We start from the raw sequence: 21,862 nt of genomic DNA, 5'->3' as shown, positions 1-21,862 counted from the left end.
CTAGGCGGCGTAGCTTTGAGCACCGGAGTGTACATAAAAGGTACATGAGGAGCGGAAAAGCAAGCCAACGACGAAATTCGAAGTGTCATTTTTACCGGACTTTTTGAACATCCTTTAACATTTGGTTCTTTTTCCGACTTCCTTTTCATAAATAATAGAAAGGGACAAGGAGAAGGAGTTGAAGGTGTTGAACGCTACTGTAGTTATTTCGATTATGGTCGCACTAATTGTGATACTTTTAATCATTGGCGCACCAGCGAAGCCCATGCGGTTTATCGCCCATAGTATCGTAAAGCTGGGAATTGGCATCCTGTTTCTATTTTTCTTTAATGTCTTTGGCTCTGGCTTTGGGCTGCATATTCCTATTAATCTATTTACCACCATTATATCCGGTTTTTTAGGATTATTTGGGGTTGCTTCACTTGCAGCAATTCAGTTGTTCATTATATCGTGACCATTAAACTTTTGCGTACAAGTAAAAGGTACTTCACCCCACATTTTTTGTAAACATACAGGCCGGTGAAACATATAGATAATTAGAAGAAAGTTTCACAGATTGCATGTATAAATTCGTTAGATTAGGAGATACTAACTAACGGAGGTGGGGAAATTGAAACAAACTATTTCGTTGGAACGCTGTGGCATATGTGAAGAAGAAAAGGACAAAGGGATTCATTTATACAATTTGTTTATCTGTTGTGAATGCGAACATAACATGATCCATACCGAACCACGAGAAGAAAAATACCAATACTATTTACAAAAACTAAAAAATATCAATCAACCAACCATGTATTCCTAAAAGCTCTCAGTCTTTGCTTGAAATGTGCAAAGGCTTTTTTTATGTAGATTGTTTTCGCATCGTTTTACTAAAAGACAGCAATATTTCAGAAAACAGTTTTTGTACAGTTAAACAACAAATGAAGGAAGAGAAAATGATGAAGCAAAATCAGCAGGATACACCGTTATATACAGGATTAACCCGCTTTAGTCAGCAACATCCTATTTCCTTTCATGTTCCCGGCCATAAGAATGGGGCTATTTTCCCTGAATTGGCTAAAAATACATTTAGAGATATCCTGTCTATCGATATGACTGAATTAACCGGCTTGGATGATTTGCATGCGCCCACTGGAATCATCGCCGAAGCGGAACAGCTAGCTGCAGCGTTTTTTGCTGCTGACCGTACATTTTTCCTTGTTGGTGGCAGTACTGTGGGTAATTTGGCAATGATTTTAGCAGTTTGTTCGGCGGGGGAAAGGATTATTGTCCAGCGTAACAGTCATAAATCAATCATTAATGGATTGGAATTGTGCGGTGCCGTACCAGTTTTTATTGCACCGGAATATGATCAGACAGCAGGTCGCTATACACAACCGAGTTTGGATACACTAAGACAGGCACTACGGAAATATCCCGATGCCAAAGGAATTGTCTTAACATATCCCGACTATTTTGGGAAAGCCTATAAAATGGAACAAATGATTCAATTAGCCCACACATATGATATACCGGTTTTAGTCGATGAAGCACATGGTGTCCATTTTTCATTAGGTAATCCATTTCCACCATCAGCGGCAAGACTCGGTGCTGATATGGTGGTGCAATCAGCGCATAAAATGGCACCAGCTATGACGATGACCGCTTATTTGCATATTACAGGGAAACTGGTTGCAAAAGATCGTGTTGCCCATTATTTACAAATGCTACAGTCCAGTAGTCCATCTTATCCGTTAATGGCCTCGTTGGATATAGCCCGGTCCTTTTTGGCAACATTTTCTCAACAAGATAAAGATAAGGTTATGACCAGTGTCAAACAAGTGAGAGCGTGTTTTTGTCAGGGTAATGCCTGGCAATTGCTTCCGGCAACAAAACTTGATGATCCGCTTAAATTAACACTACATATAAAACAGGGATACACTGGATTTCAAGTAGCCCGACATTTTGAACAATCTGGAATATATCCGGAACTCGCCACGAATACGCAAGTGTTATTTATTCATGGCCTACAGCCTTTTGGCGAACTGGAGCAATTGGATAATGCGATAAAACACGTGAATGATCAATTAAAATTTGTGGAAAAACATGCTACAATAGAAGTAGTAAATCAGTTTCCACAAAAGTTGGACACGCTGGCAATACCTTATCAGCAGATGCATTTGCATGACATCGTACATGTTTCCCTTCATCAGGCAGTTGATAAGGTAGCAGCAGAAGCAATTACTCCCTATCCCCCTGGCATTCCACTAATCATGATGGGGGAACGGGTAACAGTGGAACATATCAAACAGATCAAACATTTAATCAAGCAAGGTGCGACTTTTCAACATCCAGATATTATAAATAGTATTTGTATCTTTGCGGATGAATAAGGGAGATGCGTTGTGAGCGGAGTTTTTATAACTTTTGAAGGCGTGGAGGGTGCAGGCAAAACAACTATCCTTCATGCTTTAGGAAACAAATTGCAACAACTAGGGCTACCCGTGGTTGTTACCCGTGAGCCCGGCGGTGTTGAGATCGCGGAAAAAATCAGGAAAGTCATTCTTGATCCGTTAAACACTGCAATGGATGGCCGAACGGAGGCATTGCTCTATGCAGCAGCACGACGGCAACATTTAGTCGAAATCGTGTTACCAGCACTAAAAAAAGGGAATATAATACTATGTGACCGGTTTATCGACAGCAGTCTGGCATATCAGGGGTATGCACGTGGTCTGGATATGGAGGATGTATGGTCTGTTAATCAATTTGCCATTGAGAACTGCATGCCGGATCTGACATTATTTTTTGATATTGCCCCGAAGAAGGGTTTACAGCGGATTGCGGCGAATAAAGATAGAGAAAGAAACCGGCTGGATTTAGAAAAGATTCACTTCCATGAGCGGGTATACGAGGCATATAATATATTAAGAGACAAATTTCCGGAACGGTTTGTTTCGATTAATGCGGAACAGCCTTTGGAACAGGTCGAAATGGATGCACGAAGCAGAGTTGTTTCCTTTTTAGAGGAACATAAAATAATTTAGGGGAGGCTAACCCAATGAAGTTGATAATTGCCGTTACACAGGATAAGGATTCGAATCGGCTGGTGGATGCCCTGGGTGAGGGGAACTTCAAAACAACAAAACTGGCGACAACAGGTGGGTTTTTAAAAGAAGGAAATACAACATTAATGATTGGCTGTGAAGATGAGTATGTTGAGGAAGCAATGGACATTATTCGCGATAATTGCTCGCAACGTGAACAAATGGTTGCACCCATTTCACCGATGGGCGGGAATGCAGATTCCTATATTCCCAAACCAGTCAAAGTTGAAGTTGGAGGCGCTACTGTCTTCATCCTCCCAATCGAACAATTCCATCAATTTTAAAACAAAGGTTGCAGCGCCCGGTTAACAGGTTTGCCGGGCGTTGGGGCCTTTGTTCAACAAAAGCGAAGACCGGGGCTGAAGCTGGACATGGAAAGCGGATGGCGCCCGGTTATAGTTGTTTTTAGCAATGACAAAGGAGACAACCTGATGAAAATTAGTCAGGAACTACGGGCACAATCGTCAAGCCTAATCAAAATAATATGAGTGGCAAAACATCATTTCACGGTGTCATCAAGTCCCAAACGCAAAAAATAAACCACCAGGAATTAGAACAATTCATGAAAAATATCACACAACAAGGAAATAAACTGGCACATTTTCGTTCTTTTCGTGATTTTATTAAATTTAGGCGAATGGTTAAGGGTTTCTTACAGAGGGCAATAAAAAACGGACTAATATTAAAACATGATCAAAGCTTTTATTAACAGGTGAAAGCAGGAAATTAACGATTGTCAAAGAGGTAGATGACAAATTGACAGAATTAACCGAGGCAATGATGCATCAGGAAAAGAAAACGATTGATTTACTGGGAATTATCGGAGAAATAAAAGGACTATTGATTAATATATAGATAATGAAGGACGGAAAATGATGAAAACATGGGCTGAAATAATGGAGATCCAGCCATTAGCGGGCAAGATTATTACTAATAGTATTAAAAAGGCTCGGGTCTCCCATGCTTATTTAATTAGCGGGGAACGTGGAACCGGCAAGGCATCCATCGCACTTCAGCTTGCCAAGAGTTTGTTTTGCTCCAATAAAGAGGGAGTAGAGCCTTGCCAAACGTGTAACACATGCAAACGGATCGAGTCGAAAAATCACCCGGATGTACATTGGATAGAACCTGAAGGACAATCCATTAAAAGAGAACAAATCGATAACTTACAAAAGGAATTTAAGTATTCCGGTCTGGAGTCAAATCGGAAAGTTTATATTATTAAGGCCGCTGATACCTTGACTTTAAATGCTGCAAATCGGATCCTGAAGTTTCTGGAAGAACCCAATAAAGAAACGACCGCCATTATGCTAACTGAAAATAGTCAAGCCATTATCCCTACCATTCGTTCACGTTGCCAAATCCTTGATTTACAACCATTAGACCCATACCATTTCCAGAAACAATTAATTGATGCTGGAATAACTGAAGATAATGCAAGGCTTTTTAGTGCGTTGACCAATAATTTGACAGAGGCAACCCGGTGGAATGAAGATGATTGGTTTGCCAGTGCTCGAAAATTAGTGGTACAATTAATAGAAAAGTTTGTAGAAAGTACAGACGATGTGTATTTGCTGATTCATAACAAGTGGCTTCCCCATTTTAAAGAACGAAATCAGCAGGAACATGGATTGGATTTGTTATTATTGGCGTTTAAGGATATGATGATGGCTCATATCGGTTATGAAGATGCTATTGTCTTTTTTTACAAGTCGAAAGAGAAGCTTGAAGATTTCATGATGGCCTTCTCGCAAGCAAAGATCTTGATGATTTTAAATGCCATTTTAGCAGCAAAGCAAAAATTGAAGCAAAATGTTCATCCGACATTAGTGATGGAACAGCTTACACTTCAAATACAGAGGTGATATAGATTGGTTGAAGTAATTGGTGTCCGTTTTAAAAAGGCGGGTAAAGTATATTATTTCGATCCTGGACAACAGGATATTGATATAGATGATTATGTGATTGTGGAAACGGTCCGCGGTGTTGAATTTGGTAAGGTCGTTATTACCGATAAGCGGGTCGATGAGGAAGATGTTGTCCTTCCTTTGAAGCAATTGATCCGGGTTGCTGATGAAAAGGATAAATTAACGGTAGTTGAAAATCAGGAAAAGGCAGAAACTGCTTTTCAAACGTGCGCTAAGAAAATTACTGAGCATAAACTGGAAATGAATCTGGTAGAGGTAGAATACACGTTTGATCGCAATAAAATTATTTTCTATTTTACAGCAGATGGCCGCGTAGACTTCCGTAATTTGGTTAAGGATTTGGCGGCATTATTCAAAACCAGAATTGAGCTTAGACAAATCGGGGTACGTGATGAAGCCAAAATGCTGGGAGGAATTGGCCCGTGTGGACGCATGCTGTGCTGTTCCACTTTTTTGGGTGATTTCGAACCGGTATCCATTAAGATGGCCAAGGATCAAAACCTGTCATTGAACCCGGCTAAGATATCAGGGTTATGTGGTCGGTTAATGTGTTGTTTAAAATATGAAAACGATGCGTATGAAACAGCCAAACGCGATCTGCCGGATTTAGGTGAAACAATTAAAACACCGTTCGGGAACGGAAAAGTGGTGGGACTGAACATCCTTGAACGTATCATCCATATTGAGCTTCCGGAAAAAGAGCGAGTTATTGAATATACGTTAGATGAGCTTATTGAAGAAGGAGTCATTTCAGCACAAGCCACAGAATAGTGGGGTGTAAATGTTGAGCAAAAGGCAGATTTTTGACCAAGTATCCGATATGGAAAAACGGATCGGTGAATTATATGAACAGCTTGGTGATTTAAAAAATCAGTTGGGCAGTTTGCTGGAAGAGAATCAGCGTCTAACGTTGGAAAATCACAATTTACGCAATCACCTGAATGCGAACGAACAGGTTAGTGGTGATGGCACCAATGGCACGAATTACACAAAGGATATCCCTGGTGAAGGATATGATAACCTGGCAAGACTGTATGAAGAAGGCTTCCATATCTGTAATTTGGAATTTGGCAGTCCAAGAAGGGATGAGGATTGTATCTTTTGCCTTGACTTCTTAAGTAAAACGAAATAAACAAGTGGTGCAGAACATTAGGCTGTCTCATGTCTTTGATAAGGACCCGGGGGCAGCTTTTTCAAATAGAAAGAAGGGATAAGGATTGGTGGCGTTATATGGCGATGAGCGGCTTGATTATTTATTGGCCGATGAGCGGATAAAAATAATTCAAAGTCCGACTGTTTTTGCATTCTCATTGGATGCGGTATTACTTGCGCATTTCGCCTATGTTCCGATTAAGCGGGGGAATATCCTTGACTTATGTTCGGGAAATGGAGTTATTCCCATGCTTTTATCCCGACGAACCAATGCACAAATTACCGGTGTAGAAATTCAGGAAAGATTGTACGATATGGCGGCAAGGAATATACAAATGAATGATTTGGATCAACAGATAACCATGATTCACGGGGACTTACGTGCGATGCAAACCAGACTTGGACAGAGTCAGTTTGATGTCGTGGTGTGCAATCCGCCCTATTTTCGCACACCGAAGGCAACGGAACATAATAAAAATGATTATCTAACGGTAGCCAGACATGAAGTGCATTGTACACTTGATGATGTTGTTAAAGCATGCAAATTACATGTTCGTCCGGGTGGTAAGGTGGCAATCGTCCATCGACCGGGAAGGCTTGTCGATATTATCGCAGCATTTCGCAATTATCATTTGGAACCTAAGCGGATGCAATTAATCTATCCTAAAATGGGAAAAGAGGCAAACATGCTTTTAATCGAAGCAATTCGTGATGGCAAACCAGATCTGACAATTTTGCCGCCATTATACATTTATGGTTCGGACAATACCTATACCAAAAAGGCAGAGGAAATCATTTATGGTGGAAAATGAACATGTGGTCTATATATTGGAGTGTAATGATGGCACATTATATACCGGATATACAAACAATATAAAGCGACGACTGAATTTGCATGAAGCGGGAAAAGGGGCAAAATATACAAGAGGACGGGGCCCGTTTCGGATCAAATATATGAAACGGTTTACCACCAAACAGGAGGCAATGAAGCAGGAATATGCGATTAAACAGCTAAAACGTAAAGAAAAGGAACAATTGATATGTCTGAATCAAAAGGAAGATGTACAGAATGAAGATACAGAAGAGCTTTGATAACCATCAGAATACGGGAACAATCTATGTGGTTCCAACACCAATCGGCAATTTGGAGGATATTACATACCGGGCATTGAACGTGTTGCGCACTGTTGCTGTTATTGCCGCGGAGGATACACGAAACACGAGTAGGTTGTTAAACCATTTTGAAATTACAACACGGTTAACAAGTTATCATGAACATAATAAGAAAGCGAAAGAAATGCCGTTAATTTCCCGGCTGCAAACAGGAGAATCGATTGCGATTGTTAGTGATGCGGGGATGCCTGGAGTTTCCGACCCTGGATATGAGCTTATTCAGACCGCAATAACAAAAGAAATACCAGTCGTAGTCTTACCGGGGGCTAATGCCGCATTATGTGCATTGATAGGATCGGGCCTTCCTTCAACAGAGTTTTTATTCTACGGATTTTTACCTAGAAAAAAGAAGGAAAAGGTCAGTGAATTAAAGCGGCTGGCATCATTAAAGGCAACATTACTTTTTTATGAGTCACCTTTTCGTGTAAAAGAAACGCTAGCTGCTATGCTTGAAGTGTTCGGAGATCGGCGAATGGCTATTGCCAGGGAATTGACAAAGCGGTATGAAGAGTACACGCGTGGTACAATTGCTGAGATTAACGCACGAATAGGAGAGACAACGCAAAAGGGTGAATTTTGCATAGTTGTAGAAGGAACGATGAAAGAAGCGGACGAACAGGGATCAATATGGTGGAGCTCCTTGTCTATCATTGACCATGTGGATTATTATCAAAAAAAAGAAGAAATGTCCAACAAAGATGCGATCAAGCAAGTGGCCAAAGACCGCCATTTACCGAAACGGGAAGTATACCAGGCATACCATGTTGAAACAAGTTAAATGGCAGAGTAAAGTGCAGTACTTGTTCAGCGAAGACCTGCCTATTGTATGCGGAATGGCAATGAAGCGTAATTTTATATTTCCTACTTCATAAAAAAAGAGCCGACGTTGGCTTGACCAAGGCGTTGACCCCTTTTATGACATCCGTTTTCCCGGGTTAAACTATTTCTTGGAAATGATTACTCACCAAGTCGCGAGTGAATTTCATCGACAAGTGATTTGGCTCCTTCTGGACTAAGAACAAGCTTTCCGTTGGCAAAGGACATATTATCGTCGGAAGTTTCACCAGTAATTTGACAAGTATTGTTTGGTGTATATCTCTTAAGCACAATTTTGTCATTATCGACATAAATCTCCAGTGCATCTTTTTCATGAATGTCAAGAGTCCGGCGAAGTTCAATCGGAATGACGACCCGTCCCAATTCGTCAACCTTCCTTACAATCCCAGTAGACTTCATTAGTTTCCCCTCTCCTTTTGGGTTAGAAATTTTCGCTAATGTTCGACATCTATCTATGTAATATGATACCAACGTTTACCAGAAGTGTCAATTAAAATAAATGTGAAAATTAATTAAACGATAGAATCCATACCATTAAACGGTTCCCTTCACGCTCTTATAACCCTAAAATGGAATTTTTGTGATAAAATCGCTACAATAGAAAGAGGAATTTAGTCGTAGGAGGTAAAATAATGCCAAACGAAAAGAAGACATTTTATATCACGACGCCAATTTATTATCCTAGTGGGAATTTGCATATTGGACATGCTTATTCTACAGTAGCTGGTGACGCGATTGCACGCTATAAACGATTACGCGGGTTTGATGTGATGTATTTAACTGGTACCGATGAACACGGACAAAAAATTCAACGTAAGGCAGAGGAAAAAGGTGTCTCTCCTCAGAAATATGTGGATGATATCGTTAGTGGGATACAGGAATTATGGAAAAAATTGAAGATAACAAATGACGACTTTATTCGCACTACCGAGCCGCGTCATCAACAAGCGGTCGAGAAAATTTTTTCCCGGTTGCTGGAACAAGGCGATATTTATCTGGATGAATACGAAGGCTGGTATTGTACATCATGTGAATCGTTTTTCACCGAACGACAATTAGAAGATGGTCATTGCCCTGATTGCGGTGGTCCTGTAGAAAAAGTTAAAGAGGAATCGTATTTCTTTAAAATGAGCAAGTATGTCGATCGGCTTGTCCAGTTTTATGATAAACATCCTGAATTCATCCAGCCGGAAAGCCGGAAAAATGAGATGCTTAACAACTTTATCAGACCTGGACTGGAGGATCTGGCTGTATCCCGTACATCGTTTGATTGGGGTATTAAAGTGCCAGGAGATCCTAAACATGTGATTTATGTCTGGATTGATGCATTAAGCAATTATATTACCGCATTAGGCTATGGAACCGACCATGATGAAAAGTTTCAAAAATATTGGCCGGCCGATGTGCATTTGATGAGTAAAGAAATTGTGCGCTTCCATACGATATACTGGCCTATTATGCTAATGGCATTGGATTTGCCGTTACCGAAAAAAGTATTTGCCCATGGCTGGATTTTGATGAAGGATGGCAAAATGTCCAAATCAAAAGGGAATGTTGTTGATCCAATCAGTCTAACCAATCGATATGGATTAGATGCATTGCGTTACTATTTGTTACGGGAAGTACCATTTGGCGCAGATGGGGTGTTTACGCCAGAAGGCTTTGTTGAACGAACGAACTATGATTTGGCCAATGACCTGGGTAACCTATTAAATCGCACAGTAGCCATGATCCAAAAATACTTTGATGGAAATATGCCTGCGTATAAAGCGTCAGAAACAGCGGCTGACGAGATGCTCGAGCAATTGACGGATGAAACGGTTAACAAGGTAGAAGATGCCATGGAGAACATGCAGTTTTCAGTTGCTCTTTCTTCCATATGGCAATTGATTCGTCGGACAAATAAATATATTGACGAAACAGAGCCATGGATCTTAGCTAAAGATGAAGACAAAAGAGAACGGCTTGGCAATGTGATGGCTCATTTAGCAGAATCATTACGTATCGCCGCTGTTATGCTACAACCGTTCTTAACTGAGTCCCCAGCAGAAATCTTTAGACAGCTGGGAATCAAAGATGACGCTCTAAAAGCATGGGATAGTGTCTACCGAAAAGGACAAATTAAAGCTGGAACAAAGGTGGAAAAAGGTAAACCGATTTTCCCGCGTCTGGATGTGGAAGCTGAGGTTAATGCGATAAAAGCGATGATGCAAAAGCCGACTGAAGAGAAAAAAGCAACAAAAACACAGCAGCCTGAGACAAAAGAACAAATTGTCTATGATGATTTCATGAAACTGGACATGCGAGTCGCCGAAGTTATCAAGGTAGAGAAAATGAAAAAGGCTGACAAACTTTTAAAATTCCAGCTTGATTTAGGAACAGAAAAGCGCCAAGTCATCTCTGGTATTGCCGAGCATTACCAGCCAGAAGAACTTATCGGCAAAAAGGTTATTTGTGTGACCAACTTAAAACCGGTGAAACTGCGCGGTGAAATGTCTGAAGGAATGATTCTTTCCGGAGAGTCAGCGGAAGGCAAATTGGCACTGGCGACCGTTGAACAGACATTGCCTAATGGTTCGATTGTAAAATAAAATTAGCCAACAGGTGCTAAAGCTGGACGGCCTTTTCAGTTATATGCCCAGGAAATTTTATACGTTAAGCTTAAAAGGTCATATCCAAAGGAAGGATATGGCCTTTTTCAGACACAAAGGAGGAAGTTGTCAATGTTGTTTGATACACATATGCATGTAAACGTAGAGCAATTCGCCGAGGATCGCGATGAGGTAATCGAACGAGCATTTAATAGCGGGGTTAAATATATGGTCGTTGTTGGATTTGATCGGGAAACCATTCCGCTTGCAATCGAACTTGCTGAACAATATGAAACCATTTATGCCGCAGTTGGATGGCACCCTGTCGACGCGATTGATATGACAGAGAGGGAGTTGGCCTGGATTGAGGAGCTGTCTGCCCATCCAAAAGTGGTGGCCATTGGTGAAACGGGACTAGATTATCATTGGGATAAATCACCAAAAGATGTACAAAAGGATGTGTTCCGTAAACAGATTCGACTCGCCAAAAAAGTAAACATGCCGATTATTATTCATAATCGGGAGGCAACAGAAGATATATTAGCGATTTTAGAGGAGGAGGATGCCAGGCAGGTTGGGGGTATTATGCATTGTTATAACGTTTCCGCTGATTACCTGCAAACTTGCCTGGATATGAATTTTTATATTTCTTTTGGTGGTACGGTTACTTTTAAAAATGCACCATTACCGAAAGAAGCAGCTATACAGGTTCCGAGCGACCGGCTCTTAATTGAAACAGATGCACCCTTTTTAGCTCCGCATCCTAATCGGGGAAAAAGGAATGAACCAGCATATGTTAAATTAGTCGCTGAACAAATTGCCGAACTAAGAGGGAAAACTTTTGAGGAAATCAGCAAGATCACAACGGAGAATGCCTTTTCTCTCTTTCGTATCTCTTAAAACACACATCGTAAATTGACTATAATAACAAAAGCAGATGTTACAAATACATGAGGGAATGGGGAATGATAGTGAAAATAAAGGAAGTTATTGTTGTGGAGGGTCGGGATGATACGGCAAAAATCCACCAAGCCGTTCATGCTGATACGATCGAAACAAACGGGTCTGCAATTAACAGGCAAATATTGCAGCAGATACAGCATGCAAAGGATAAACGCGGCGTCATTATTTTTACCGATCCCGACTATCCCGGGGAACGGATTCGCCATATCATTAATCAGGAGGTTCCCGGGTGCAAGCATGCCTTCTTAAAACAAGCGGATGCACGGGCAAAACATTCCGATCGTCAAAGTTTGGGAATCGAGCATGCGTCTGTTACTGCAATCAGACGTGCCTTGGCCCACGTCTATGAAATAGCTGAGACAAAACCGAATAATATTACGAAGCAGGACCTTATTGATTATGGTTTGATTGGCGGGATACATGCCAGTTCAAGAAGGGATAGGTTGGGCAAACACTTGCAAATTGGGCATGTGAATGGGAAACAGTTGCTAAAACGACTGGGCATGTTTGAAATCACACGAAGCCAATTTGAACAGGCAATCAAGCATGTGCTTCAGGAGGAAAACAATCGTGAATAATAATTATATTGCAACGCCAACCCGAACAAGGGAAATTCTTCGTAAATATCAATTTCAGTTTAAAAAAAGTCTTGGCCAGAACTTTTTAATTGATGTCAATATCCTTGAAAATATCATTAAAAAGGCAGGTATTGATCATGAGTCCGGGGTTATTGAAGTTGGTCCCGGTATTGGTGCCTTAACCGAACAACTAGCGATCCATGCCAAAAAGGTAGTTGCCTTTGAAATTGATCAGCGCCTGTTTCCCATCCTGGATGACACATTAAAACAGTATAATAATGTGCAATTCATTCATCAGGACATATTAAAAGCAGATGTCATCCAGGTAATTAAGGATAACTTTACACCCGGGCAGGTCATTCATATCGTTGCTAATTTGCCATATTATATTACCACACCGATTCTGATGAAGCTACTGCAAGAGAACTTGCCGATTACCAGTTTAACGGTCATGATTCAGAAAGAGGTTGCTGCACGGATGGCAGCAGTGCCCAATTCCAAAAGCTATGGATCCCTATCGATTGCAGTACAATACTATACACATGCCGAAATCGTTATGCAGGTGCCGAACAGTGTATTTATGCCACAACCCAATGTCGATTCAAGTGTATTAAAACTGACAATAAGAGAAACCCCGCCAGTTGATGTGATCAATGAGGAATATTTTTTTACGCTGGTAAAAGCGGCATTTTTCCAGCGAAGAAAAACATTGCGAAATAACTTAACCAATTACTTTGCCAAGTCCTTTAGCAAAGAGGAAGTTAACCAATTGCTGGATAAAGCCGGAATTGACGGCACAAGACGCGGGGAATCATTAACAATAGAGGAGTTCGCTGTCCTTGCCAATACTTTTACCAGGCTGTGACATAATCTTCATGCGTGCTATTGTCTTATAAGGCAATAGCTCTTTTTCATTTCGCACTATTTCGTCCGTTTTTTAGCTTTCTTCTCACCAAAGCCAGTGCTATAACATAGGCTATGTCAGTGGGTGCTTTCATTCTTGAAGGCTGGAGAGGTGTTTTTATGGACTTTGTTATTGGAGATTTGGTTACACGTAAATCATATCAGCACGATATATTATTTCGTGTTTCGTCACAACAGGGTGATGTTGTCATTATTCACGGGGAAGACATAAGGCTTGAAGCGGATGCACCGGTTGATGATCTTGTTCTTGTCGAGCAGCGGGAATTGGATAAACGACGAAAAAAAGTGAAAGAAAAAGAGGAATCATCTTATCGGCTTTTTCGCCAGGATTATCAATTAATGAAGGAAAAACGTGATTATCAGTCAACAGGCGGGTTTACTTATCCAACCAAACATTTTCAATTGCCGGCTAAGGTATTACATGTGGATGGTGACAAAATATATTTAAAGAAATGTATTGAACTATACCACCGAATCGGCTTACAAGTTCATGGTATTCATTTGCATGAAAAGGAAATGCCCTTCGAAATTGGTGGGCTTGTAGAAAAAATTCAGCCGGATATGATTGTTATAACGGGACATGACTCGTTTTCACAGAATAAAGGTGTAAAAAAGGATCTTCAGGCATATCGTCATTCCAGATATTTTGTGGATACGGTTCGGGAGGCGAGACAAATTATCCCGCAATTGGATCAGCTAGTTATCTTTGCAGGTGCCTGTCAGTCTCATTTTGAATCACTTATTCGGGCAGGGGCGAATTTTGCCAGTTCCCCTTCACGAGTTAACATACATGCGCTTGATCCGGTTTATATTGTTGCAAAGATTGCTTATACGCCATTTATGGAAAAGGTGGGTGTGTTGGATGCATTGCGCAATACCCTGTCAGGTGAAAAGGGTATGGGTGGTGTAGAAACAAGGGGATTGCTGCGAACCGGAATGCCGTATATAGAGGATGAATCGTATGAAAACTAAAGAGGATGCTTAAGAGATCCAGTCTGTCGTACAGGAGAACTACGGCTGCGTGCCAACACTTCCCGTAGAAGCTTGTCGGGATCTTTTTCATCCTTTTTTGAATAGGATCTAAAATGAATTTCCAGTTGATATTTCCCCATCAACCGGAAATTCATTTTAATTTTTATACATATTTTTTGCCTATTTGTAAAATAATAAGGTAAATATTTATTTTAATGGTTGACAGGGAAAAAGGTATATTGTTATAATTAAGGATTTTATTTGACGATAAAACAAATGTATGGTATGATTAATCCAGTGAGGTGGAGTATAGTGGCAAAAACATTAGTCGAAATTAAGCAAGGTCTTGAGGGTCGAAAGGGTAGGCGGTTAAAGGTAAAAGCCAATGGAGGTAGAAGGAAAACGATCGAACGATATGGTGTGTTGGCTGAAACGTATCCTTCCGTCTTCATTGTTGAACTTGATCAAGACGAGAACGCATTCGAACGTGTTTCATACAGCTATGCGGACGTTTTAACAGAGACAGTAGAACTGAGTTTTCAAGATGACAGAACAAAAGCGATATTGATGGAGCAGTAGACATAATGTTTACTGCTTTTCCTTTTTGATGGGATGTCGGAATATTCAAATCCAATGTATTGACACGATTGATGAATTCGGTCAGGATCAATTATTTCCTGTTTTACAAACAAATAACTGGTGTATGTTTTTAATACCAGCAAATGCTATAAGTGTCGTAAGAAAGAAAGCTCAAACAAGAAGGGGGAGTTCTTTCATGGGTAGACGTGGAATCATGTCGGACCAATTGAAAGAAGAAATTGCCAAAGAGTTAGGTTTTTACGACACGGTGCAGGAAGAAGGCTGGGGTGGCATTAAGGCACGGGATGCCGGTAATATGGTGAAACGAGCAATTGAAATAGCCGAGCAAAATATGCAACAAGGAGGCAGACCCTAATAGTGGGTTTGCCTTTTGTTTTTTAGGAGAAACCAACGGATACGTCTCTGTTCAAGCCCACTTCGCTTTTCTTTTTATGATACAATTTGTTATAGTTTTATAAAGTGGGTGACGGAGATGATTCATTTTGAGAGGGCGCCGGCCAAGATTAATTTATCTTTAGATGTGCTCGGAAAGCGTGACGATGGCTTTCATGAGGTAGAAATGATCATGACAGCCATCGATTTGGTGGATCGTATTGAATTATATCCGCTGGCTGAAAATCGGATCGAAATATCAGCTGATAATCAATACGTACCCAATAATGAACGGAATCTGGCTTATAAGGCGGCACTAGCATTTAAAAGCTGTTATCAGATCAATAAAGGTGTACGAATTAAAATCGAAAAGAACATCCCTGTTTCAGCCGGCCTTGGTGGTGGGAGCAGTGATGCTGCTGCGGTGTTACGTGGTCTTAACCGGATGTGGTCGATAAATGCCCCGCTAAGCGAATTAGCTAATCTGGGTAAGGACATTGGTTCCGATGTTCCATTTTGTGTATATAGCACGACAGCACTTGCAACGGGACATGGAGAATGTATTTATGAGTTACCTTCTCCGCCGCCTTGTTATGTCGTCTTAGCCAAACCGAATATCGGTGTATCAACCAGAGGTGTTTTTCAAAAATTATGCATTGATGAAATTTCTCATCCAAATACGAATGAAATCATCCAGGCCATCGAAACGAAGGATTTTGTTAAACTAGTGTTGAATATTGGCAATGCCCTGGAGAGTGTCACTTTTCGTTTGCATCCGGAAGTGAAACAGATTAAAGAAAAAATGATACAAGCAGGGGTTAACGGTGTACTAATGAGCGGAAGTGGACCAACTATTGTCGGCCTGGTGGAACACTTTAGTAAAGCCAGGCGTGTTTATAATGGTTTGCGAGGGTTTTGCGAGGAAGTATACGTTGTCCGACTGCTTGACCAGCGTAAGTCTTGATAGAATACGTATAAAGGTGTTATATTTAAAAGTAAATATTCGGCTTTAGAGGTGTAGTTATGAAAAGAAGTGACCGTCTGGTTTCATTAACCAATTATTTTTTGGAAAATCCAAAGACACATACATCATTACCGTATTTCTCCGAGAAATATGGAGCAGCAAAATCCTCCATTAGCGAAGATCTTGTTATCGTAGACAGGGTGCTAAGGAAGGAAGGCATAGGTCATTTGCAATCAGTTGCTGGTGCAGCAGGCGGAGTCAGTTACATGCCGGATTATGCTCAAGAAAAAGGTCAACAGTTTATTGATGAGTTGTGCCATACATTGGAAGATCCGAATCGTATTTTGCCTGGTGGATATCTGTATATGACTGATATTTTGGGTAACCCAAAAACGGTCCGACAAATTGGTCGTGTCTTGGCTGCTTCTTTCTCTTCATTGACAATCGATGTGGTGATGACGGTAGCCACAAAAGGGATCCCTTTGGCATATGCTGTTGCATCGGTTTTAGATGTTCCTGTGGTTATCGTCCGCAGAGATCCTAAGATAACGGAAGGATCTTCAGTTGGCATTAATTATGTATCCGGATCATCGCGAAAAGTGCAAACGATGGTGCTGCCAAAACGAAGCTTACAAGAAGGTGCCAATGTTTGCATTATCGATGATTTTATGAAAGCCGGGGGAACCATTACGGGGATGATCAGTATGCTTGATGAATTTAATGCAAAGGTAAAGGCAATTGGTGTATTGGCCGAAGCGGATGATGAAGAAGAAGATCGTTTGGTGGAAGATTATACATCACTAGTAAAGATTAAGAACGTTGACATGAAGCATAAACAAATCCAAGTTCTTGCAGGGAATATCTTTAAATCCTGATCCGGCAGCCGGGGATTTGATGGGCCGTATCATTCATTCCTTTTTCACGTCCTTTTCTATGATCTTCATATGAATATTTTAAACTTTTTTTAATATTAGGCAGGAATTATCTAATTTTTGTTGAATATTGGTAATGAGTTTAAAAGGGAAAAAGAAAAGGTGGTGAAACATCATGGAAGTTACTGACGTAAGATTACGCCGCGTTGCTACTAAGGGAAGAATGCGGGCAATTGCCTCGATCACATTGGATCAGGAGTTCGTTGTCCATGATATCCGTGTTATTGATGGAAATAATGGGTTGTTTGTTGCCATGCCATCCAAGCGTACTCCAGATGGAGAATTCCGCGATATTGCACATCCGATCAATTCGGGTACTCGCGGCAAGATTCAAACCGCTGTATTAGAGGAGTATCGCCGTGTTGGAGAAGAAATGGAATATGAGGAAGCAGGTGCTTCGTGAAAACTGATATAACAAGGGTCTAATCTACTATGATTAGTCTCTTTTTTTGTCTTTAACTACAGATATTGCCCAGAACCTTTGGAAGGTGTTTGTTGAAATTAATGGCTTTTTGAGATATATTCATAATGGATAATTAGAATGGAGGTTACCTCATGGCAAAACGCTTTTGTATAGTTCTGGCAGCAGGACAAGGCACAAGGATGAAATCAGATGTTTATAAGGTCCTTCATCCGGTAGCAGGTAAACCAATGGTACAACACGTTATTGATCAATTACAATCCGTTAATTTAGATGAAATTGTAACCATCGTTGGGTTTGGAGCTGACCAGGTGATGGAACAAATCGGTGATCGAAGTAAGTTTGTTACCCAAAGAGAACAGCTTGGAACGGGTCATGCTGTTCAACAAGCAGAAGAGCTATTAGGTGATAAAACCGGTACAACCATTGTCGTATGTGGCGATACCCCTTTGATTACCAGTGCAACCTATCAAGCGCTTTATGATCACCATGAAAAGACAGGGGCTAAGGTTACTGTTTTAACAACAAAGGCACCAGACCCGGCCGGATATGGACGAATTATTCGTAATCAGACCGGTGAGGTGGAAAAAATAGTTGAACATAAGGATGCAAATGAGACAGAGCGTGCTGTTAATGAAATAAATACAGCTACATATTGTTTTGATAATCAAACTCTTTTTCAGGCATTACAAGAGGTATCCAATGATAATGCGCAAGGGGAATATTATTTACCCGATGTGATAGAAATTATTCGCAATAAAGGGGAAAAAGTAAGTGCATTTCAAACTGCAGATTATGATGAAACCCTCGGTGTTAATGACCGGGTTGCCCTGGCTTATGCGGAGAAAGTCATGAAAAGACGGATTAATGAACGACATATGCGCAATGGAGTTACCATCATGGATCCAGATAACACATATATTGGCCCAGACGTAACAATTGGCCGGGATGTAACGATTTACCCAGGTTCGATTATTACTGGAAAAACGTCTATTAAAGAAAATGCGCTTATAGGCCCGCATACAGAAATTTCCAATTGTGCCATCGGGAAGGCAACCGTTGTACGGCAAAGTGTTGCCAAGGAGAGTAACATTGGTAACCGGGTACAAATTGGTCCTTATGCACATATTAGACCTGAGGCAGAAATAGGAAATGAGGTAAAGGTGGGTAATTTTGTCGAAGTGAAGAAGTCGACCCTCGGTGATGGAAGCAAGTTCTCCCATTTGAGTTATATAGGCGATGCAAATGTTGGCAGTAATGTAAATGTTGGCTGTGGAACGATAACAGTTAATTACGATGGCAAAAATAAATATTTAACAACCATAGAAGATGATGCATTCATCGGCTGTAATTCCAATTTAATCGCACCTGTTACAGTGGGTAAGGGTTCATATGTTGCAGCAGGATCGACCATAACCAAAAATGTACCAGCGGAGTCATTATCTGTTGCACGTTCCAGACAGACGAACAAAGAAGGCTATGTCGCAAAATTAAAAGGCAGACAAAAAGATTAACGGAGGGTTTTTTTCTCATGACATCAACCTATAAAGATCCAGCTTTAAAGGTGTTTTCACTAAATTCAAATCGGCAACTGGCAGAAGAAATTGCCGACCATATCGGTACTTCCCTTGGCAAATGTACGGTGTCGGCATTTAGTGACGGTGAAATTCAAATAAATATCGAGGAGAGTATACGTGGCTGTGATGTATACATTGTACAATCGACCTGTGCTCCAATCAATCAACACATCATGGAACTGTTGATTATGATTGACGCATGTAAACGGGCATCAGCAAAATCGATTAATATCGTAATGCCTTACTATGGGTACGCACGCCAGGATCGTAAAGCTCGGGCCAGAGAACCAATCACAGCCAAACTTGTAGCCGATTTATATGAAACTGCTGGGGCTGATCGGATGATTACCCTTGATTTACATGCGCCGCAAATACAGGGATTCTTTGATACACCAATAGACCATTTGCAAGGGGTGCCAATTCTATCACAATATTTTGAGGAAAAGAATCTGGACGACATTGTGGTTGTGTCACCAGATCATGGCGGTGTGACCCGGGCACGAAAAATGGCTGATCGACTGAAAGCACCAATTGGTATCATTGACAAGCGCAGACCAAGACCCAATGTAGCTGAAGTCATGAACATTATTGGAAATATCGAGGGAAAAACGGCCATTCTGATTGACGACATCATCGATACAGCTGGTACGATTACTTTGGCAGCCGAGGCTTTGATTGAAAACGGTGCTACAGATGTGTATGCCTGCTGTACCCATCCAGTATTGTCCGGGCCGGCAATTGAGCGCATCCAAAATTCATCGATCAAGGAATTGGTTGTAACAAACACGATACCACTTCCAGAGGAGAAACGATTTGATAAAGTGAAGGAATTATCAGTAGGACCACTCATGAGTGAAGCCATTATTCGTGTACACGAATTGCAATCTGTGAGTATCTTGTTCGATTAAAGGTTTAGAATCATATCTATTCGGGAAATAACTATACTAGCCCTTATTACTTTGGCAAAGACTTTTTTGAAAGTAACAACCAGTAATTTAGCATAATTCAAGAAAACTTAATAATCTTAGGTTCAAATAATTGGAGGATGATGAATATGGCAGTAAAGTTAAAAGCAGCAACTCGAAAGGATCATAAAAAATCCACTACAAAGGCAATCAGGGAAAAAGGACATATTCCTGCTGTTGTATATGGGAAGGACAAAGAAGCTAAATCTATCTCCGTAGATACGTTAGCATTATATAAGACCGTTCGTGATGAAGGCAGAAACTCCATCATTTCGCTTGATGTTGAAAATGACAAACCTGTTGATGTTATGCTGCACGATTATCAAATGGATCCAATCAAGGATGAATTATTACATGCTGATTTCTATATCGTTAATATGTCTCAGGAAATGGATGTTGAAGTTCCATTGAAATTGAATGGAGAGCCGACCGGAGTAAAAGAAGGTGGCGTTTTGCAGCAACCATTCTATGAACTTCAAGTTCGTGCAAAACCTGCTGATATTCCAGATGAAATTAGTGTCGATGTTACCGATCTTGGTATGGGTGATAGCATTGCAATTGCTGATTTACCATCAAGTAATGTTTATGAATTCCTTGACGATCCGGAGACAACCATAGCAACAATTGTACCACCGGATACGGTTAGCGATGTAGAGGAAGCGCCTGACGAAAATGCTCAGCCTGAATTGGTAGACGCTGAACCGGAAGAAGAGTAAGATATGATTTAGGAATGCTGGAAGACACATTATCCAGCATTCCTACCTAAAATAAATCTAATACAATAGAATGGATAATAACCCTCCTTTAGTAGCTGTTTGCCTAAAAAGGAGGGTAAAGTACATTTGGCGGAGGTAGAAGGGATACCCTCACTTGAATGTAATCCCGCTTTATAAAGGTCTTTAGTGAAAAGGAAGAAGTAACATGAAGTGTATCGTAGGATTGGGTAATCCAGGCAGAAAATATAACAAGACCAGGCACAATATTGGGTTTATGGTTATCGATGAACTACTTCACCGGTTTGATACTGATTTAACAAAGGGAAAATTTAATGGCAAATTTACAGTAGAATTCATTTCAGGTGAGAAAGTTTTATTGTTACAGCCGCAAACCTACATGAACCTTTCCGGTGAGTCGATCCGGCCGTTTATGGATTATTACCATATAAGCGCTGATGAGCTATTGGTTATTTATGATGATTTGGATCTGCCTCCTGGTAAAATCCGCTTGAGACAAAAAGGTGGCCATGGTGGTCATAACGGTATTCGTTCGATTATTGATCACTTGGGGACGAAAGAATTTAACCGGTTACGGATTGGAATAGGCAGGCCTGCTGAACCAATGCCAGTTGTTGATTATGTGCTAGGCACTTTTACAAAGGAACAAAGAGAAGATGTGACAGCCAGTATTAAAAAGGCAGCAGATGCATGTCAACAATGGCTGGAGAAACCATTTATTGAAGTGATGAATGATTTTAATGCATAATATATCCGCTATACAGAAATAGATAATGTGACAGTGTAGGAAGTATAAAATACGGCTTTTCGGATAAACTTTATGGTACCCCATGTTATTTGAGGAGGTATACATATGTCCATTGTCTATCGATGCAGGCATTGCGGCCAAGTTGTCGGAAGAATCAACCAGCAGGTAGTTGATGAAGCGATGCTTGGCCTGGATAAACTATCTGTAGCGGACAAGAAGGAAATGGTTGACTATCAAGAAGATGGTGACGTTCAGATTAAGACAATTTGCGAAAACTGTGAAGCGTCTTTGGGAGCTAATCCGCAGTATCATGAATTGGACTATTTTATTCAATAATAAACGCGA

The 21,862-nt window shown here is 40.7% G+C and carries 29 protein-coding genes; 28 read left to right on the top strand and 1 reads right to left on the bottom strand.

Going from position 1 to position 21,862, the window contains the following annotated elements; translation table 11 throughout:
- The first annotated feature begins 187 nt into the window (after positions 1 to 187).
- From ABRT01_RS03955 to rsmI, 13 genes are all read left to right on the top strand, one after another.
- Positions 188 to 454 (top strand): pro-sigmaK processing inhibitor BofA family protein, encoded by a 267-nt coding sequence (locus ABRT01_RS03955; RefSeq protein ID WP_269410808.1) that lies wholly within the window; start codon positions 188 to 190, stop codon positions 452 to 454.
- A 156-nt stretch (positions 455 to 610) separates the two neighbouring features.
- Positions 611 to 802 carry a sigma factor G inhibitor Gin gene (locus tag ABRT01_RS03950; protein ID WP_269410809.1) on the top strand — a complete coding sequence of 64 codons (192 nt, stop codon included), beginning with the start codon at positions 611 to 613 and terminating at the stop codon, positions 800 to 802.
- A 136-nt stretch (positions 803 to 938) separates the two neighbouring features.
- Positions 939 to 2,372, top strand: coding sequence for an aminotransferase class I/II-fold pyridoxal phosphate-dependent enzyme (locus tag ABRT01_RS03945; protein ID WP_367746367.1), 1,434 nt, complete (start codon positions 939 to 941; stop codon positions 2,370 to 2,372).
- Between the two features lie 12 nt (positions 2,373 to 2,384).
- Positions 2,385 to 3,026: a dTMP kinase gene (gene tmk / locus ABRT01_RS03940; protein ID WP_269410811.1), complete on the top strand. Its 642-nt coding sequence runs from the start codon at positions 2,385 to 2,387 to the stop codon at positions 3,024 to 3,026.
- Between the two features lie 14 nt (positions 3,027 to 3,040).
- Positions 3,041 to 3,370: a cyclic-di-AMP receptor gene (locus ABRT01_RS03935; RefSeq protein ID WP_269410812.1), complete on the top strand. Its 330-nt coding sequence runs from the start codon at positions 3,041 to 3,043 to the stop codon at positions 3,368 to 3,370.
- A 200-nt stretch (positions 3,371 to 3,570) separates the two neighbouring features.
- Positions 3,571 to 3,795, top strand: a complete 225-nt coding sequence (locus ABRT01_RS03930; protein WP_367746366.1) for a DUF327 family protein — start codon at positions 3,571 to 3,573, stop codon at positions 3,793 to 3,795.
- A gap of 47 nt (positions 3,796 to 3,842) precedes the next feature.
- Entirely contained in the window at positions 3,843 to 3,941 is a 99-nt protein-coding gene (locus ABRT01_RS03925; protein ID WP_367746365.1) for a DUF327 family protein, read from the top strand.
- A 20-nt stretch (positions 3,942 to 3,961) separates the two neighbouring features.
- Entirely contained in the window at positions 3,962 to 4,951 is a 990-nt protein-coding gene (gene holB, locus ABRT01_RS03920; RefSeq protein WP_367746392.1) for a DNA polymerase III subunit delta', read from the top strand.
- Between the two features lie 6 nt (positions 4,952 to 4,957).
- On the top strand, positions 4,958 to 5,785 hold the full coding sequence (locus tag ABRT01_RS03915) for a PSP1 domain-containing protein (protein ID WP_269410813.1): 828 nt from the start codon (positions 4,958 to 4,960) through the stop codon (positions 5,783 to 5,785).
- A 13-nt stretch (positions 5,786 to 5,798) separates the two neighbouring features.
- Positions 5,799 to 6,146: a DNA replication initiation control protein YabA gene (yabA, locus tag ABRT01_RS03910; protein ID WP_269412407.1), complete on the top strand. Its 348-nt coding sequence runs from the start codon at positions 5,799 to 5,801 to the stop codon at positions 6,144 to 6,146.
- Between the two features lie 85 nt (positions 6,147 to 6,231).
- The gene (locus ABRT01_RS03905; protein ID WP_269410814.1) at positions 6,232 to 6,978 is read left to right on the top strand and encodes a tRNA1(Val) (adenine(37)-N6)-methyltransferase; all 747 of its coding nucleotides are present in this window, start codon (positions 6,232 to 6,234) and stop codon (positions 6,976 to 6,978) included.
- Entirely contained in the window at positions 6,968 to 7,258 is a 291-nt protein-coding gene (locus ABRT01_RS03900; protein WP_269412408.1) for a GIY-YIG nuclease family protein, read from the top strand. Before ABRT01_RS03905 ends, ABRT01_RS03900 begins: the two co-directional genes overlap by 11 nt.
- On the top strand, positions 7,236 to 8,117 hold the full coding sequence (rsmI, locus tag ABRT01_RS03895; RefSeq protein WP_269410815.1) for a 16S rRNA (cytidine(1402)-2'-O)-methyltransferase: 882 nt from the start codon (positions 7,236 to 7,238) through the stop codon (positions 8,115 to 8,117). Before ABRT01_RS03900 ends, rsmI begins: the two co-directional genes overlap by 23 nt.
- Positions 8,118 to 8,296: 179 nt before the next feature.
- Here rsmI and ABRT01_RS03890 read toward each other — a convergent pair whose 3' ends face one another.
- A complete protein-coding gene (locus tag ABRT01_RS03890) occupies positions 8,297 to 8,575 on the bottom strand; it encodes a transition state genes transcriptional regulator AbrB (RefSeq protein WP_269410816.1) in 279 nt (92 codons plus the stop codon).
- A gap of 233 nt (positions 8,576 to 8,808) precedes the next feature.
- Between ABRT01_RS03890 and metG the strand changes: the two genes are divergently transcribed.
- The 15 genes from metG to fin all read left to right on the top strand — a co-directional run bounded on the left by metG (position 8,809) and on the right by fin (position 21,853).
- On the top strand, positions 8,809 to 10,767 hold the full coding sequence (metG, locus tag ABRT01_RS03885) for a methionine--tRNA ligase (protein WP_269410817.1): 1,959 nt from the start codon (positions 8,809 to 8,811) through the stop codon (positions 10,765 to 10,767).
- A 132-nt stretch (positions 10,768 to 10,899) separates the two neighbouring features.
- A complete protein-coding gene (locus tag ABRT01_RS03880) occupies positions 10,900 to 11,667 on the top strand; it encodes a TatD family hydrolase (RefSeq protein ID WP_269410818.1) in 768 nt (255 codons plus the stop codon).
- Positions 11,668 to 11,738: 71 nt separating this feature from the next.
- Positions 11,739 to 12,308 (top strand): ribonuclease M5, encoded by a 570-nt coding sequence (gene rnmV, locus ABRT01_RS03875; protein ID WP_269412409.1) that lies wholly within the window; start codon positions 11,739 to 11,741, stop codon positions 12,306 to 12,308.
- Positions 12,277 to 13,173, top strand: a complete 897-nt coding sequence (rsmA, locus tag ABRT01_RS03870) for a 16S rRNA (adenine(1518)-N(6)/adenine(1519)-N(6))-dimethyltransferase RsmA (RefSeq protein ID WP_439649445.1) — start codon at positions 12,277 to 12,279, stop codon at positions 13,171 to 13,173. The genes rnmV and rsmA overlap by 32 nt, the downstream gene beginning before the upstream one ends.
- Before the next feature lie 158 nt (positions 13,174 to 13,331).
- On the top strand, positions 13,332 to 14,204 hold the full coding sequence (yabG, locus tag ABRT01_RS03865; RefSeq protein WP_269410820.1) for a sporulation peptidase YabG: 873 nt from the start codon (positions 13,332 to 13,334) through the stop codon (positions 14,202 to 14,204).
- 312 nt (positions 14,205 to 14,516) lie between these two features.
- A complete protein-coding gene (gene veg, locus ABRT01_RS03860; RefSeq protein WP_269410821.1) occupies positions 14,517 to 14,783 on the top strand; it encodes a biofilm formation stimulator Veg in 267 nt (88 codons plus the stop codon).
- 196 nt (positions 14,784 to 14,979) lie between these two features.
- Complete coding sequence (locus tag ABRT01_RS03855) at positions 14,980 to 15,159, top strand: small, acid-soluble spore protein, alpha/beta type (protein ID WP_269410822.1); 180 nt, start codon at positions 14,980 to 14,982, stop codon at positions 15,157 to 15,159.
- Positions 15,160 to 15,276: 117 nt separating this feature from the next.
- A complete protein-coding gene (gene ispE / locus ABRT01_RS03850; protein WP_367746364.1) occupies positions 15,277 to 16,140 on the top strand; it encodes a 4-(cytidine 5'-diphospho)-2-C-methyl-D-erythritol kinase in 864 nt (287 codons plus the stop codon).
- A 59-nt stretch (positions 16,141 to 16,199) separates the two neighbouring features.
- Positions 16,200 to 17,015, top strand: a complete 816-nt coding sequence (gene purR / locus ABRT01_RS03845; RefSeq protein ID WP_269410824.1) for a pur operon repressor — start codon at positions 16,200 to 16,202, stop codon at positions 17,013 to 17,015.
- A 172-nt stretch (positions 17,016 to 17,187) separates the two neighbouring features.
- Positions 17,188 to 17,475, top strand: coding sequence for a septation regulator SpoVG (gene spoVG, locus ABRT01_RS03840; protein WP_269410825.1), 288 nt, complete (start codon positions 17,188 to 17,190; stop codon positions 17,473 to 17,475).
- Between the two features lie 152 nt (positions 17,476 to 17,627).
- Positions 17,628 to 19,007, top strand: coding sequence for a bifunctional UDP-N-acetylglucosamine diphosphorylase/glucosamine-1-phosphate N-acetyltransferase GlmU (gene glmU, locus ABRT01_RS03835; RefSeq protein WP_269410826.1), 1,380 nt, complete (start codon positions 17,628 to 17,630; stop codon positions 19,005 to 19,007).
- A 17-nt stretch (positions 19,008 to 19,024) separates the two neighbouring features.
- Positions 19,025 to 19,978, top strand: coding sequence for a ribose-phosphate diphosphokinase (locus ABRT01_RS03830; protein WP_269410827.1), 954 nt, complete (start codon positions 19,025 to 19,027; stop codon positions 19,976 to 19,978).
- 146 nt (positions 19,979 to 20,124) lie between these two features.
- The gene (locus ABRT01_RS03825; protein WP_269410828.1) at positions 20,125 to 20,751 is read left to right on the top strand and encodes a 50S ribosomal protein L25/general stress protein Ctc; all 627 of its coding nucleotides are present in this window, start codon (positions 20,125 to 20,127) and stop codon (positions 20,749 to 20,751) included.
- Between the two features lie 205 nt (positions 20,752 to 20,956).
- A complete protein-coding gene (gene pth / locus ABRT01_RS03820) occupies positions 20,957 to 21,517 on the top strand; it encodes an aminoacyl-tRNA hydrolase (RefSeq protein ID WP_269410829.1) in 561 nt (186 codons plus the stop codon).
- A 105-nt stretch (positions 21,518 to 21,622) separates the two neighbouring features.
- Positions 21,623 to 21,853 (top strand): anti-sigma-F factor Fin, encoded by a 231-nt coding sequence (gene fin / locus ABRT01_RS03815; protein WP_269410830.1) that lies wholly within the window; start codon positions 21,623 to 21,625, stop codon positions 21,851 to 21,853.
- The last annotated feature ends 9 nt before the right edge of the window (positions 21,854 to 21,862 follow it).

Source organism: Lentibacillus sp. L22, assembly GCF_040812445.1.
GTDB lineage: Bacteria > Bacillota > Bacilli > Bacillales > Amphibacillaceae > Lentibacillus_C > Lentibacillus_C daqui.
Note: the sequence above shows the minus strand (reverse complement) of the source record. Positions and strands in the feature narration are given on the sequence as shown.